At 68.9% G+C, this 14440-nt stretch carries 13 protein-coding genes and 2 tRNA genes; 10 read left to right on the top strand and 5 right to left on the bottom strand.

The window, feature by feature from the left end:
• On the top strand, nucleotides 1-786 hold a 786-nt coding region (locus RM704_RS38865), incomplete at its 5' end, for a serine/threonine kinase C-terminal domain-containing protein (RefSeq protein WP_498076443.1).
• Between the two features lie 73 nt (nucleotides 787-859).
• Here RM704_RS38865 and RM704_RS38860 read toward each other — a convergent pair.
• Nucleotides 860-2317 (bottom strand): amino acid permease, encoded by a 1458-nt coding sequence (locus RM704_RS38860; protein ID WP_033526450.1) that lies wholly within the window; start codon nucleotides 2315-2317, stop codon nucleotides 860-862.
• Nucleotides 2318-2594: 277 nt separating this feature from the next.
• Here RM704_RS38860 and RM704_RS38855 point away from each other — a divergent pair, with 277 nt between their 5' ends.
• Entirely contained in the window at nucleotides 2595-3080 is a 486-nt protein-coding gene (locus RM704_RS38855; RefSeq protein WP_033526451.1) for a ribose-5-phosphate isomerase, read from the top strand.
• A 236-nt stretch (nucleotides 3081-3316) separates the two neighbouring features.
• Nucleotides 3317-4150 carry an Fpg/Nei family DNA glycosylase gene (locus tag RM704_RS38850; protein ID WP_033526452.1) on the top strand — a complete coding sequence of 278 codons (834 nt, stop codon included), beginning with the start codon at nucleotides 3317-3319 and terminating at the stop codon, nucleotides 4148-4150.
• 25 nt (nucleotides 4151-4175) lie between these two features.
• Here the strand turns inward: RM704_RS38850 and RM704_RS38845 are convergent, their stop codons facing one another.
• Nucleotides 4176-5423, bottom strand: a complete 1248-nt coding sequence (locus RM704_RS38845) for a GNAT family N-acetyltransferase (protein ID WP_033526453.1) — start codon at nucleotides 5421-5423, stop codon at nucleotides 4176-4178.
• 226 nt (nucleotides 5424-5649) lie between these two features.
• Here RM704_RS38845 and RM704_RS38840 point away from each other — a divergent pair, with 226 nt between their 5' ends.
• Complete coding sequence (locus tag RM704_RS38840) at nucleotides 5650-6822, top strand: PP2C family protein-serine/threonine phosphatase (RefSeq protein ID WP_033526454.1); 1173 nt, start codon at nucleotides 5650-5652, stop codon at nucleotides 6820-6822.
• Nucleotides 6823-6957: 135 nt separating this feature from the next.
• The gene (locus RM704_RS38835) at nucleotides 6958-7434 is read left to right on the top strand and encodes an HD domain-containing protein (protein WP_033526455.1); all 477 of its coding nucleotides are present in this window, start codon (nucleotides 6958-6960) and stop codon (nucleotides 7432-7434) included.
• A gap of 44 nt (nucleotides 7435-7478) precedes the next feature.
• Here RM704_RS38835 and RM704_RS38830 read toward each other — a convergent pair whose 3' ends face one another.
• A complete protein-coding gene (locus RM704_RS38830; RefSeq protein WP_033526456.1) occupies nucleotides 7479-8681 on the bottom strand; it encodes an acyltransferase family protein in 1203 nt (400 codons plus the stop codon).
• A gap of 579 nt (nucleotides 8682-9260) precedes the next feature.
• Between RM704_RS38830 and RM704_RS38825 the strand changes: the two genes are divergently transcribed.
• Nucleotides 9261-9455: a hypothetical protein gene (locus RM704_RS38825; protein ID WP_033526477.1), complete on the top strand. Its 195-nt coding sequence runs from the start codon at nucleotides 9261-9263 to the stop codon at nucleotides 9453-9455.
• 304 nt (nucleotides 9456-9759) lie between these two features.
• Here the strand turns inward: RM704_RS38825 and RM704_RS38820 are convergent, their stop codons facing one another.
• The gene (locus tag RM704_RS38820; RefSeq protein ID WP_311592569.1) at nucleotides 9760-10224 is read right to left on the bottom strand and encodes a DUF6083 domain-containing protein; all 465 of its coding nucleotides are present in this window, start codon (nucleotides 10222-10224) and stop codon (nucleotides 9760-9762) included.
• Between the two features lie 469 nt (nucleotides 10225-10693).
• Nucleotides 10694-10764: transfer RNA gene (locus RM704_RS38815), tRNA-Gly, on the bottom strand.
• 178 nt (nucleotides 10765-10942) lie between these two features.
• Here RM704_RS38815 and RM704_RS38810 point away from each other — a divergent pair.
• From RM704_RS38810 to RM704_RS38795, 4 genes are all read left to right on the top strand, one after another.
• Nucleotides 10943-11019: transfer RNA gene (locus RM704_RS38810), tRNA-Pro, on the top strand.
• A gap of 197 nt (nucleotides 11020-11216) precedes the next feature.
• Entirely contained in the window at nucleotides 11217-12605 is a 1389-nt protein-coding gene (tig, locus tag RM704_RS38805) for a trigger factor (protein ID WP_033526457.1), read from the top strand.
• 324 nt (nucleotides 12606-12929) lie between these two features.
• A complete protein-coding gene (locus RM704_RS38800; protein WP_033526458.1) occupies nucleotides 12930-13544 on the top strand; it encodes an ATP-dependent Clp protease proteolytic subunit in 615 nt (204 codons plus the stop codon).
• A gap of 79 nt (nucleotides 13545-13623) precedes the next feature.
• Nucleotides 13624-14304, top strand: a complete 681-nt coding sequence (locus RM704_RS38795; RefSeq protein WP_033526459.1) for an ATP-dependent Clp protease proteolytic subunit — start codon at nucleotides 13624-13626, stop codon at nucleotides 14302-14304.
• Nucleotides 14305-14440: the final 136 nt, after the last annotated feature.

Here is a 14440-nt window from a genome sequence, read left to right as displayed (position 1 = left end):
CCCGAGATCCCCGCGCACTCCGCCGACAGCGACCTCCCGACCCGGCCCAGGCCCACCCCGGGGCTGAGCCCCGAGCCCGCCCCCATGCCGCCCGGCGAACTCCCGGGCCCACCCGTGCCGTCCAGGTGTACGGAGCCACCCGACGATCCGCCGAGCGCCGTACGCCGCCCTCGGCGGAACAACCGCCGTATCGGCCTCGTCGCGGCCGCCGCCGTGGCCGTGATCGCCGCCGTGGCCGCGGTCGTCGTACCGGCGATGAACGGCTCGCCCGACGACAGGGACGACAAGGCGTCGTCGACGACCTCCTCGCCCGCCGGCCCGTCTCCCACGCCCACCGTCGCCGGCACCTCCCGCCCACCGAAGCTTCCGCCGGGCGCCCGTACGGAGGCCGGCGTCTTCGCCTGGGTCCCGCCCGACGGCTTCTCCCGGGAGGTGCACGCCGGCGCGGAGGTGCACTACACCTCGCCGGACGCCCGCCAGGAGATCGTCGGCAAGGCCTCCCTCGCGCGCGGCGACCTGCTGGAGCAGTGGCGGAAGAAGGAGAAGAGCACCGGAGAGGGACCCGGATACCAGCGGATCCGTCTGGAGGAGACGGAGTTCCGCGGCGAGCCCGCCGTCGTGTGGGAGTACACCGTCACCGCCCAGGAACTGCCCTGGCACGTCCGCTCCCTGGGCTTCAACACCGGCGGCAAGTCCTACCAGCTGACCACCTGGTACCACCCCGACATCGAAGACCGTGCCCTCCCGATCTACGAGAAGGTCGAGGAGAGCTTCACCCCCTTGTAGTTCCCCGAGAGCACCAAAAAAAGGGGGGGCCCGGCAGCGGGCGAACCGCCACCGGACCCCGACCTCGGAGAGGTCAGTGCACCTTGTCGGGCACCTCGGCGGCGGCGGATTTCCCGCCCCGGACCTTCTCCTTCACGAGCGCGATGCCGACGACGACCGCCGCGACCAGCAGCGACAGCAGCAGGATCTCCTGATTGCCGTGCTCGGTGTCGGTGAGCATGTAGCCGAGGACGAAGAGGATCAGCCCGATGGTGGCCCACGTCAGATACGGGTACAGCCACATCTTCACGACGAGCTTCTCCGGCGTCTCCCGCTCGATGATCCGCCGCATGCGCAGCTGGGAGAAGCAGATGACGAGCCACACGAACAGGGCGACCGCACCGGAGGAGTTGACCAGGAAGAGGAAGACACCCTCGGGGAAGAAGTAGTTGAAGATGACCGCGACGAACCCGAAGACCACCGACGACAGGATGGCCGCCATCGGCACACCCCGGGCGTTCGTACGGCCGAACGCGCGCGGCGCGTCACCGCGCTCACCCAGGGAGAACGCCATCCGCGACGCGGTGTAGAGACCGGAGTTGAGACAGGACAGCACCGAGGTCAGCACGATGAAGTTCATGATCTGCCCCGCGTGCGCGATCCCCAGGGAGTCCAGGGCGGCCACGTAGGAGCCCTTCTCCTTGATCGACGGGTCGTTCCACGGCAGCAGTGTCACCACGACGAAGATCGAGCCGAGGTAGAAGACGCCGATCCGCCAGATGATGCTGTTGGTGGACTTGGTCACCGCCTTCTGCGGGTTCTCCGTCTCCCCGGCGGCCAGCGTGGCGATCTCGCTGCCCATGAAGGAGAAGACGACCAGCAGCACACCGATGAGGATGGCGCCCGCGCCGTTGGGCAGGAAGCCGCCGTGGTCGGTCAGATTGGCCAGCCCTGCCTTCTCCGTCTCGGCCCCCGGCAGCATCCCGAACACCGCGAGCCCGCCCACCACGATGAACGCGGCGATGGCGACGACCTTGATCCCGGCGAACCAGAACTCGAACTCACCGTAGGAGCCGACCGACACCAGGTTCGTGGCGGTCAGCACGACCATCACGATCAGCGCCCAGCCCCACTGCGGGACGGCGGGGATCCAGCCCTCCAGGATCACCGCACCCGCGGTCGCCTCGACCGCGAGCACGACGACCCAGAAGAACCAGTACAGCCAGCCGATCGAGAAGCCGGCCCAGCGCCCGAGCGCGCGGTCGGCGTGGGCGGAGAACGAACCCGAGGTCGGGTTGGCGGCGGACATCTCGCCGAGCATCCGCATCACCAGCACCACCATCGTGCCGACGAGCGCGTACGACAGCAGGATGCCGGGACCGGCCGTGGCGATGCCGGAACTCGACCCGACGAAGAGACCGGCCCCGATCACACCACCGATGGCGATCATCGACAGATGACGGTTCTTGAGGCCGGCGTGCAGACCGGGTGAGGGGGGTGAGGAGGAGCCTTGGGCGTCTGCCTGGTTCGGCAGAGTCGGCTGCGAGGTCATGGGGGGAGGTTTCCTTTGCGCCGTTGTGGGGACTTTCGTGCGTCTGCCCAAGGACTCCCCGATCGACTCTCGTCAGAGCGGGGGACGAGAGTGCACAGCCGGGGGCCGGATGGGCCGCTGTAAAGATCGGTCCAGTGAATCGGAGGTGAAGGCAATCCTGAACCTTTGAATCCAGATTGTTACTTGAGGTTTACTTGAGGTTCTGTGGTTCGGCTCACGGTTTCCTCGTCCCACACCCCGTCGTGCCGCGCCGAAACGCGCGTGTCACACTCGGACCATGCGCGTCTACCTCGGCTCGGATCACGCCGGATACGAACTCAAGAACCACCTCGTCGAGTGGCTGAAGGCCGCCGGCCACGAGCCCGTCGACTGCGGGCCCCACATCTACGACGCCCAGGACGACTACCCGCCGTTCTGCCTCCGCGCGGCGGAGCGCACGGCCGCGGACCCCGGGTCCCTCGGCATCGTCATCGGCGGCTCGGGCAACGGGGAGCAGATCGCCGCGAACAAGGTGGCCGGCGTCCGCGCGGCGCTCGCGTGGAGCGCCGAGACCGCGGCGCTCGGCCGCGAGCACAACGACGCGAACGTGGTCGCGGTCGGCGCCCGGATGCACTCCCAGGAAGACGCGACCAAGTTCGTCGAGACCTTCCTCAACACCCCGTTCTCCGGTGACGAGCGCCACATCCGCCGTATCGACATGCTGGCGTCCTACGAGACGACGGGCGACCTGCCGCCGATCCCGGCACACCACCCCCAGCCGTAGCCTTCCGCGCCCCTCCACGAGCTCGGCCCGCCGGGCTCGTGGTCTGCCGCGCCTCAGTGGGGGCGTGCCCCCGAAGGGCCGTGGCCTCCAGACCCGCAGGGGCCTGAGCTCTCAGGCCCGCAGGGGCCTGAGCCTTCAGGGGCGCGGGGAACTGCGCGAGAAGCCCCACGCACCCGCACCCGACAACGCACCCCCAAACACCCCCCACCTTCCACCCCCCAACCCCGGAGGACCCCGTGCCGGAGGGGCACACCATCCACCGCCTCGCCGAAGACTGCCTCACCCACTTCGGCACCGGCACCGGCACCGGCCGGAACGTCCACGTCACCAGCCCTCAGGGCAAGTTCGCCGACGCGGCCGCCCTCCTCACCGGCACCCCCCTCCACACCGCCGAGGCCCACGGCAAACACCTCTTCCTGCACTTCGGCGACGCGGACGCCGAGGAACGCGTCCACATCCACCTCGGCCTCTTCGGCAAGGTCACCTTCGGCCCCGCCCCCGCGCCCCCGCCCACGGACACCGTCCGCCTCCGGCTGCGCAACGACACGGCGTACATGGACCTCCGGGGCCCGACGACCTGCGCCCTGATCACGGACGCCGAGAAGCAGGCCGTACACGCGCGCCTCGGCCCGGACCCGCTCCGCCCCGACGCCGACCCGGCACGCGCGTACGCCCGTGTCGCCCGCAGCCGTACGACGATCGCCGCGCTCCTCATGGACCAGAAGGTGATCGCCGGCGTCGGCAACGTCTACCGCGCGGAGGTCCTCTTCCGGCACGGCATCGACCCGTACCGCGCGGGCAAGGACATCACCCCGGCGGAGTGGGACGCGATCTGGGCCGACCTCGTCGCCCTGATGCGTGAGGGCGTACGCCACAACCGCATCGACACGGTCCGCCCCGAACACCTCCCGGAGGCGATGGGCCGTCCGCCCCGCGTCGACGACCACGGCGGTGAGGTGTACGTGTACCGCAGGGCGACCCTGCCCTGTCACATCTGTGGCGGCGAGATCCGCACCGCCGATCTCGCCGCCCGCAACCTCTTCTGGTGCCCGTCCTGCCAACAGCGGTGAATCCGCGCGCTGCTGCCGCGGTGTCCTAGAACCCGTGCGGCAGCCAGGGCGCGAGCCCCGACGACAGGAAGGCCGTGGACGCCTCGGCCAGTGCTCCCTCCCGCAGTTCCCGCACCAGCCCGGCCGCGGCCAGGGAGGTCAGGCTCACGCCACCCAGATAGGCCGCCCCCAACTCCCGTACGCAGAGGGAGAGATCGGCGGCGTCGGCGGTCCGTTCGCAGGTCGCGCCCTTGGTGTCGCCGGTGAGCCGCCAACGCCCCTCGTTCCAGGGACAGAAGGCGTCCTCGACCTCGAACACCACGTTCAGCGGCGCCTGATAGGTCCGCGCCCGCAGCGCGGCACCGACCTCGACGAGCCGCAGATGCAGATCGTCCTTCACCCGCAGCCCGCACCGGCGGATGTCCGACACCAGGTGCAGCACCGGCTCGTCCACCGGCAGCCGGTGGGCGACCACGCACTGCGTCAGGTCGATGTCGAAGAGGAACCGCCACAACGCGGCCCGCGCGGCGGGGTCCACGGCCTCCAGCGAGCTCAACTGGACGACCCCCTCCGGCCCGGCCTGCCCCCAGTCGGGTTTGATCCGGAAGCGGGCGTAGCCCACCACCTCGGCACCGCCGCCGGCACCCGCCCGCTCGGCCACCACGCACTGCAGCGGCGAGGCCCCGTCCCGGTGGCGCTCGGTGTCGAGCAGGTCCACCCGCTCCCAGCCGGGCCGCCGCTCCAGCATCCCCGGCCGCTCCGGCACGCGGCGGGCGTACACCGCCTCGCACACGTCGAGCACCTCGGCGGGGTCCGCGTACCGCAGCCGTACGTCGTCCGTGCCGGGCGGCAGGGACAGCCGTACCCGGGTGGTGTCGAAGTCGGCGGCGAGACGGTGGGTGGCCAGGCCGTACCCGAAGCGGCCGTAGATCATCGGCTCGGACGCGGTCAGCACGGCCAGCGGCTCGCCCCAGGAGCGGATGTCGTCCAACTGGCGCCGCATCATGGACGTCAGCACCCCGCGCCGCCGGTGCGTGGCCGCGACGCCGACCATCGTCACGCCCGCCGCCGGGACGACGGCGCCCCCGGGCACCGTGAGCCGGAAGTCGAACGCCCCGGCCGTGCCCACGCATCGGTCGCCGTCCCACACGCCGATCGAGCGGTCGTACGGAGTGAGTGCCTTCCACAACTCCCGTTCCTCGGCGGGTTCGACGGCTCCGCCGAAGGCGCGGAGGAGGTTGTCGTACCAGACGTTCCAGTCTTCCTTGCGCAGCGCCCGCAGCTCAGTGGTCATACGCCATGCCTAGCAGGGCGATCCGGTACGAGCGAACGAATTTGCCCCGCGCGTCGCCGTTCGACGTGGGATCCTTCCCAGGTGCCGCACGGAGGGCGCACGGGGGCCGAAGTACCGCGTTCCGGTGTGAGATCTGTGTGAGATTCGTCGTGAACCGGCCCTCGGAAGGGGGACAAGTAGGACCTCCTGTGCACAGGGGCTGGTCCGATGGATAAGGTCCCGAACAATGGCAGCAGGACGAGAGCGGCGCGCGGCGGCCGATACGCTCACCGCCCGGATGAAGAAGCTGGTTCACCGGGCCCGCACCGGCGTGCGCAAATCCGCCGTCGACTACTTCCGCGGGGACGGCTCCGACTGGATCGCCCTCGCCGGTCTGCTGATGATGATCCCGTTGATCGCCTGCTTCACGATGATCAACGAGGTCTGGTTCTCGCCCGCCGTCCTGGTCCTCCCCATCGTCGCGGGCGGTCTGCTGCTCCGGCCCGCCAGCCTCCTCGGCCTCTACGCGGCCGCGGCGACGGCGTTGATCGTGGAGTCCGTGAAGCTCGGCCCCTACACCGACGGTCCGGCCCGGGTCACGCCCGGCACCGTGCTGGTGGTCGCCGCCTGCGGTTTCTTCGGCCTCCTCATCGCCCAGTTCCGCAGCCGCGTCGGCGTCCCCTGGCGACGCGGCGGCACCATGCTCTTCGACCTGCGCGAACGCATCCGGGTGCAGAGCAAGCTGCCGCAACTGCCGACCGGTTGGCACCGCGAGATGGCCCTGCGCCCGGCGGGCGGCCAGTCGTTCTCCGGCGACTTCGTCGTGGCCGCCCGGACGAACGGCGGCCGCACCCTCGAAGTCGTCCTCACCGACGTCTCCGGCAAGGGCATGGACGCGGGCTCCCGGGCCCTGCTCCTCTCCGGCGCCTTCGGCGGCCTGCTGGGATCGCTCCCACCGCACGCGTTCCTCCCGGCGGCCAACGGCTACCTCCTGCGCCAGGACTGGGACGAGGGCTTCGCGACCTCCATCCACCTCGTCCTCGACCTCGACTCCGGCGACTACGAACTCTTCTCCGCCGGCCACCCGCCGGGCCTCCAGCTCAGCGCGGGCACCGGCCGCTGGGAGGAGAAGGTCGCCGAGGGGCCCCTCCTCGGCGTCTACGACGGCGCCCAGTTCGACCCGGTCAAGGGCTCCCTGCGCCCCGGCGACGTCCTGATGCTCTTCACCGACGGCCTCGTCGAGACCTCCGAGCGCGACATCGTCGAAGGCATCGACCGCCTCACCGGCGAGGCCGACCGCTACGTCGCCGGCGGCTTCCACGGCGCCGCCTGGCACCTGATCGAAGCGGTCGCCAAGGACGTCAACGACGACCGAGCCCTCCTGCTGATCTGCCGAGAAGGCCCCACAGCAACAAGGTGAACGCCTCCGGCGCTCCTCCATCCCGCAGACGCCCAAGGGGGTCGAAGGGGCACAGCCCCTGGCGGACGTGACGGGTAGGGGAGGCGGGGGCGACAACCGGTACCGCAACCACAAACCCACAGGAGCCCGACCCCGATGCCCCCAACCCACCTCACGCTCCCCGAAGTAGAGACCCTCGCCCGCACCGCCCACGCCCGCCAGACCGACAAGGCCGGCCGCCCCTACACCGAACACCTCCAAGCGGTCGCCCACGGCGTAGCCACCCGCGGCGGCGACCCCGACCAGATCGCCGCGGCCTGGCTGCACGACGCCCTGGAGGACGACGCCCTCACCGAGGAATGGCTGTCCCAGGCCCCCCTGACCGCCCGCACGAAGGCCATCGTCCTGGCCCTCACCAAACACCCCGGCGAACCCCCGGAGGACTACGCCGCCCGCATCCTCGCCACCCCCGGCGCCCTCCTGGTCAAACAGTCCGACCTGGCGCACAACGCGAACCCCGCCCGCCTGGCCGCCCTGGACACCGCCACCCGCACCCGCCTGACCGCCAAGTACGCCCACATGCGAAACCTCCTCGGTCTGCCGGACGAACCGGCGACCGAGGAGGCGATGTGACGCATCCGGCGAGGCAGTGGTGAAACGGCCCACGCCCCGCGAGGCTAGGCCTTGGAGCCGACCTTCCCCCGCTCCCGGGCCAGTTCGGCGGCGTCCCGCTTGAACGCCCACTCCATCTTGGGCTCCATGGCGAACCGGAACATCCGCTGCACCGGCGGGGTGCACAACACGGTGATGACGGCCGCCGCGAAGACCGTGACGAGGAGCTCGCCGAGCGGCTGGTACACCCAGGCGTTGGCGTCGTACCAGTCCCAGAAACGCGAGCCCTTCGCGAGGAACCCGTGCAGCAGGTAGCCGTACAGCGTGCCCGCGCCCAGGACGGTGAACCACATCTTCCGCCGGGGCACCCAGGCGAAGAAGCAGGTGGTGAGCACCATGGAGCAGCCGAAGAGCGCGAGGGTCATGACGACCCCGGCCCACCACGGCGCCCCCAGCTCCTGCGCGCTGTCACGGTGGTAGAACCACGCCGAGTTCATGTGCGGCCCCACCCAGTACGCCATCGCCAGCGCGGCGGCCGCGACCGGCACGGAGAGCATCCGCACCTCACGACGCCGCATGAACTGGAAGTGCGCGGGCTTCATGAAGAGGCCGACGACGAAGAACGGCAGGAACTGCAGGACGCGTTGCAGGTCCAGGTCGTCGCCGATGTCGGGCGAGACGGAGGCGAGCGCCGCGATGCCGAGCGCCACCGGGATCGGCCAGCGCACGACCTTCCACAGCGGGGTCGTCAGCCGCCACACGAACAGCGCGATCAGGAACCAGGTGAGGTACCACGGGTCGAGCAGGCTGATCGGGTGCGAGGGATCGTCGTTGCCGTACCGCTTGAAGACGGAGTACGCGATCTCGAAGAGGACGTACGGCACGGCGATGCCGGTGATCAGCCGACGGAGCCGGTCGGCGCGCATGTCGAAACTGCGCGAGAAGTAGCCGGAGATGATGATGAACGCCGGCATGTGGAAGGTGTACACGAACATGTACAGCGCCTCGGCGGCGCGGCTGTGGTCGGTCAGCGGCTCCCACGCGTGCCCCATCGCGACGAGCACGATGGCGAGGTACTTGGCGTTGTCGAAGAACGCGTCACGTTGTTTGGTCGGTCTGGCCTCCGGGGAGGCGCCACTCGGCGTCGGGTGAGGGGACGAGGGCTTCAGCGAGCGCGGACTCGGCACTCCGTCGGCCGGCGACTGTGGTGGCTGTGCCGGCGGGAGCGGCGTCCTGGACCGGTCGTGCGGTCGCAGCGAGTTCGTCACAGACCCTCCCACCGGGGACCCCGGGGGACGGTCCGAGCACTCGCTGCGCAAGGGGGGGACGAGGCAGCGGTGAACATCTGAGGCACCCTAGCGTTGTCTGTGCGATTCCGTAAAACTACCGACGTGAATCCTGTATTGAGGGGTACGTGTCACTCACGGGTACCCAGGATTCGGTGAAGTGTGCATCCCGCAGAACATCACTGTCCGTACACCTCAAGGCGCATGGCATGCATCGGTCTGTCCGCATTCATCCCGACTAAATGGTGCATAACGTGCGCAGGCGATTCCGGTGAAATGTCCGGTTAATTACCGTCCTGGGTATGCCCCTTGGTGTGTCTGTGGCAACAATTCGAATTCCCTGCGCCCAGGTTGTGTGTGTACGGAAACGATCACCACGAATTCACTTCCGAAGCCCTCCTGTTGACCGGGGGCGGGGGTGGCGCGGGTGCGGTGCCGTGGCCGACGTTGTCTCAGCCGCTGCATATGACGGGCTGGTTGGTGGCACGATGGTTCTGGCGGGGTGCGCGTGGGGTCGGCGCCCCGGGCCGGGAGTGCGGACCGACCGAGGGTGTGATCTGTGTGGCCATTTCGCTGTCAGTGGTCCTCTTGCTGGGGATCATCCTGGTGGTTCTGATGCGAGGAGGGACGATCAAGGCCGGCCCGGCCGTCGTCGCCATCCTCTTCGGCTTCTTCCTCGCCTCGACGGGCATGGCCGACGACATCCAACGCTTCCTGAACTCGATAGCGGACACGATCAATTCGATCCAGTTCTAGTGACCACCCGAGCACGCAGGGTGAGGAAGCGAATCGCCGGCCACCACCCCGAGACGACGAAAGACCTCCGGCCCGGTTTCGAGGAGCACCTCGAAACCGGGCCGGAGGCCATGAGGGCGGGCGACGGGAAACGAACCCGCGTAGCTAGTTTGGAAGATCGCGTATGCGGACCGGGCCTGACCTGGCGACTCGCTGACGTGCCGGTTCTTGGTTCGCTCCCCGCTTTTCCCCGCTCCTGGCCGCCGGTCGCCGCCTGACCGGGCACGCGGAGACACGGACCGCACTCGGTGCTCGCCGCCGCGATCTACGGCTTGCCCCACTCGGGAACGCACATCATGCGGTGGGCCGGCACGACGGGTTCGCTCGGCAGCGGATCGATTCCACGGACCCGTACGGCCACGAGATCCGTAGGGGTGGAGGGGGTCGGAAGCTTGGTCAGGCGCCACCGGAAGGCTTCTGGGACGTCTTTGGCGGGCAACTCCACTGTGGCGAGGCTGACCCATCGGTCGTAGTTGGTGGGGTATATGCGAATCAAGGCGCCGCATTCAGGGCAAACCGGCGGCTCGATCCAAGTCACGTCGTCAGGGTCGTGGTCCGGTCTGGGCGCGGCTGTGGCTCCGTCGGCTTCGGCCATCTCGTTGGCGCAGGTGTTCCAGCACTTATCGCAGTAGCTCGCCATGAGGCCGAACCGTCCGCGCTCGCGCACGGTGTGGTTGGTCTCCCCGCAGCGATGGCATGCCGACTGGTCACGATCCCGAATCGCCCCCATGTGTTTGAGTGTGGGCGAATCCGACAGGATCCCGGTAGGTCGCGATTTGGCCTCATTCGAGGTCAGAGGCGCAGTGATCCAAGCGCGGAGATGGGCTCGACCTGAGGCGTCATCCCCAAAACAGAGGTGGGCTTGCCAGTCTCTGAGCCAGTACGATCCGCATGGCCATGAGTCGTTTTAGCGGCCCGAGACGTCGTACGCGGGTTCGCCCGATGCGGAAACCCCGGTTCGAATCCGGGCCGTGGCCACCCCTCCGCCCCCGGGGCGCGCCCCCACCTATCACTGCTCGGCTCTGCCTGGGGCGACGGCAGACGTCAGTGAGGCGCGCGAGAAGTCCCGCAAGGCAAAGAAAAAGCAAGATCGAAAGCCCAAGGGGCACGTGGGGGACACGGCGAGCTGATCGGGACCCCCGGAAAAGATCAGGGCCAGGCGGAGGAAAGATCCTCTGACCTGGCCCTGACTCATTCAGAGCGGGCGACGGGAATCGAACCCGCGTAGCTAGTTTGGAAGACTAGGGCTCTACCATTGAGCTACGCCCGCACGGCACGCGCCGCAGGTCGGAGGACCGCGGCACAGAAGGCATCGTAGCGGGTCGGGCGCCTTCGCCGCACACCCCTTCCGGGGCGCGCCCCGGAAGCAGCCGTCGCGCGCGCCCGCGCACTCGGTAAATCCGGCAACCGTATGGCCTGCGGGCATGTACCCTACGTGTCGCACCAGACGGGGTGTGGCGCAGCTTGGTAGCGCGTCCGCTTTGGGAGCGGAAGGCCGTGGGTTCAAATCCCGCCACCCCGACCACCGCGCCGGTACGGCGTCACCCGCCACCGGCAAGATCGCCTTTTGGGGCGTGTACCGCCTGCGGTTACTATGCAAGCTGCGCGCCCGTGTGTCTGCACTCTCACGTCTCTCAAGGGCCGCGAATCCGCTGAAGCCCCGCCGTACCGGTGGGGGACATAGCAGAACCCCAAGAAGTCAGCCCCCAAGGAGACCGAACCGTGAAGAGCGCCGTGGAGACCCTGAACCCGACCCGGGTTCGGCTCAGCATCGAGGTGCCCTTCGAGGAGCTCAAGGACAGCCTCGACGCGGCGTACAAGAAGATCAACCAGCAGGTCACGGTGAAGGGCTTCCGCAAGGGCAAGATCCCCGCCCGCGTCATCGACCAGCGGTTCGGCCGCGGTGCGGTCCTGGAGGAGGCGGTCAACGACGCGCTTCCGAAGTTCTACACCGACGCGGTCAACGAGGCCGAGCTCAACGTCCTGGGCCAGCCCGAGGTCGACATCACGGAGCTGAAGGACGGCGAGACGCTGAACTTCACCGCCGAGGTCGACGTCCGCCCGACCATCGAGATCCCGGACTACTCCGGCATCGAGGTCGAGGTCGACGCCGTCGAGGTCACCGAGGAGGACATCGAGAAGGCGGTCGAGCAGCTCCGCGAGCGCTTCGCCTCCACCTCCCCGGTCGAGCGTGCCGCCGAGGACGGCGACGTCGTGACGCTCGACCTGGAGGCCAAGGTCGACGGAGAGATCCTGGAGGACGGAGTCGCCGAGGGCGTCTCCTACACCATCGGCTCCGGCGAGCTGCTGGACGGCATCGACGACGCCGTCAAGGGCCTGGAGGCCGGTGGCGAGGCCACCTTCACCTCCGAGCTCAAGGGTGGCTCGGCGGCCGGCAAGGAGGCCGAGGTCACCGTCAAGGTCTCCCAGGTCGCCGCCCGTGAACTCCCGGCCCTGGACGACGAGTTCGCCCAGCTCGCCTCCGAGTTCGACACCCTCGAGGAGCTGCGCGCCGACAGCCGCAAGCGCCTGGAGAACATGAAGCAGTACGACCAGGCCACGCAGGCCCAGGAACGCGTCCTGGAGAAGCTGCTGGAGCTCGTCGAGGTGCCCGTCCCCGAGAAGCTGCTCGAGGACGAGATCAACACCCGCAAGCACAACCTGGAGCACCACCAGCTCGGCCAGATGGGTCTCGACCTCGAGAAGTACCTCGAGATCCAGGGCAAGACGGTCGAGGAGTTCGACGCCGAGACCAAGGAAGCGGCCGTCAAGGGCATCAAGACCCAGTTCGTCCTCGACGAGCTGGTCGCCAAGGAGAAGCTGAACGTCAACCAGGAGGAGCTCACCGAGCACCTCATGCGCCGCGCGGCCTCCTCCGGCATGTCCCCGGACCAGTTCGCCCAGGCCGTCGTCCAGAACAACCAGGTCCAGCTCCTGGTCGGCGAGGTCGCCCGCGGCAAGGCCCTGGCCCTGGTCGTCGAGTCCTCCACCGTGAAGGACACGAACGGCGAGATCGTCGACCTGGACGACGACGAGGACGAGGAGACCACCGAGGCCGCCGAGGAGGCCCCCGCCGCCGCTGAGGCCGAGGAGAAGGCCCCCGAGGCCTGACCGCTCCGTTCGTGACGCCGTGACGGGCCCCCGGGGATCTTGTCCCCCGGGGGCCCGTCCGCTTCCCCGAAGGGCGCGGGGAACCGCGCGAGCAGCGTCCCTTCGGCGTGCCGGTGGAGACCGGGCATTCCCCGCCTTGCCCGGCCGGGTACATGCGCTGACAGCGAACAGTTCCCTCTGCGGGATTCACCGGCGGAGCCACCGCGTTAGGGTCCATGAATACGAGGGCGGAGCCATCGGCGACACGGCTCGGCCCCCGGAAGGGAAACGTGAAGACGGCCCGGCGCCGTCGTAAGACGAGCAGGTGGATACGTGACGAATCTGATGCCCTCCGCCGCCGGCGAGCCTTCCATCGGCGGTGGCCTCGGCGACCATGTCTACAACCGGCTGCTCAACGAGCGGATCATCTTCCTCGGCCAGCCGGTCGACGACGACATCGCGAACAAGATCACTGCACAGCTGCTGCTCCTTGCCGCCGACCCGGACAAGGACATCTACCTCTACATCAACAGCCCGGGCGGTTCCATCACGGCCGGTATGGCGATCTACGACACCATGCAGTACATCAAGAACGACGTGGTGACCATCGCCATGGGTCTCGCGGCCTCGATGGGGCAGTTCCTGCTCAGCGCGGGCACCCCGGGCAAGCGCTTCGCGCTGCCGAACGCCGAGATCCTGATCCACCAGCCCTCCGCCGGCCTGGCCGGCTCCGCCTCGGACATCAAGATCCACGCCGAGCGGCTGCTGCACACCAAGAAGCGCATGGCCGAGCTCACCTCCCAGCACACGGGTCAGTCGGTCGAGCAGATCACCCGTGACTCGGACCGCGACCGCTGGTTCGACGCCTTCGAGGCCAAGGACTACGGGCTCATCGACGACGTCATCGCCACCGCCGCGGGCATGCCGGGCGGCGGCGGCACCGGGGCCGGGCAGGCGTGACGGCAGCCGCCGGCACGCCCACCCCGCAAACGCCCCCAGCCGACCGCCTCAGCCCCTTTCAGGCTCCCAGGAGACACAAGTGAACGACTTCCCCGGCAGCGGCCTCCACGACAGCGCACGCTCCCAGTACTCGGGTCCGACGGCCGAGTCCCGTTACGTCATCCCCCGCTTCGTCGAGCGCACCTCGCAGGGCATCCGTGAGTACGACCCGTACGCGAAGCTCTTCGAGGAGCGGGTGATCTTCCTCGGCGTGCAGATCGACGACGCCTCCGCCAACGACGTCATGGCGCAGCTGCTGTGCCTGGAGTCGATGGACCCCGACCGGGACATCTCGGTCTACATCAACAGCCCCGGCGGCTCCTTCACGGCGCTCACCGCGATCTACGACACGATGCAGTTCGTGAAGCCCGACATCCAGACGGTCTGCATGGGGCAGGCGGCCTCCGCCGCCGCGATCCTGCTGGCCGCCGGTACGCCGGGCAAGCGCATGGCGCTGCCGAACGCCCGCGTCCTGATCCACCAGCCGTACAGCGAGACGGGCCGTGGCCAGGTCTCCGACCTGGAGATCGCCGCCAACGAGATCCTCCGCATGCGGGCCCAGCTGGAGGACATGCTGGCCAGGCACTCGACCACGCCGATCGAGAAGATCCGCGAGGACATCGAGCGCGACAAGATCCTCACGGCCGAGGACGCGCTGTCGTACGGCCTGATCGACCAGATCATCTCCACGCGGAAGATGAACAACGACAGCGTCCGCTGACCGCGGAAAGGCTGTAATGTCTGCCGCCCCTTGGCATGGTTGGCACCGTTCGACCCAGTGCACGACAAGGTGCACGTCAAAGCGAACCGTGCCAAGGGGGGCCCGAACGGGGGGCCCGGCAAGGTACCGTCGACAT

The sequence above is a fragment of the Streptomyces gottesmaniae genome (assembly GCF_031845845.1).
Classification (GTDB): Bacteria; Actinomycetota; Actinomycetes; order Streptomycetales; family Streptomycetaceae; genus Streptomyces; species Streptomyces akebiae.
Note: the sequence above shows the minus strand (reverse complement) of the source record. Positions and strands in the feature narration are given on the sequence as shown.

What these genes read in the sequence shown, in the direction of transcription:
- RM704_RS38860 (WP_033526450.1), bottom strand. Translation starts at nt 2,317, where the DNA reads ATGACCTCGCAGCCGACTCTGCCGAACCAGGCAGACGCCCAAGGCTCC.
- RM704_RS38855 (WP_033526451.1), top strand. Translation starts at nt 2,595, where the DNA reads ATGCGCGTCTACCTCGGCTCGGATCACGCCGGATACGAACTCAAGAAC.
- RM704_RS38845 (WP_033526453.1), bottom strand. Translation starts at nt 5,423, where the DNA reads ATGACCACTGAGCTGCGGGCGCTGCGCAAGGAAGACTGGAACGTCTGG.
- RM704_RS38840 (WP_033526454.1), top strand. Translation starts at nt 5,650, where the DNA reads ATGGCAGCAGGACGAGAGCGGCGCGCGGCGGCCGATACGCTCACCGCC.
- RM704_RS38835 (WP_033526455.1), top strand. Translation starts at nt 6,958, where the DNA reads ATGCCCCCAACCCACCTCACGCTCCCCGAAGTAGAGACCCTCGCCCGC.
- RM704_RS38820 (WP_311592569.1), bottom strand. Translation starts at nt 10,224, where the DNA reads ATGGGGGCGATTCGGGATCGTGACCAGTCGGCATGCCATCGCTGCGGG.
- RM704_RS38800 (WP_033526458.1), top strand. Translation starts at nt 12,930, where the DNA reads ATGCCCTCCGCCGCCGGCGAGCCTTCCATCGGCGGTGGCCTCGGCGAC.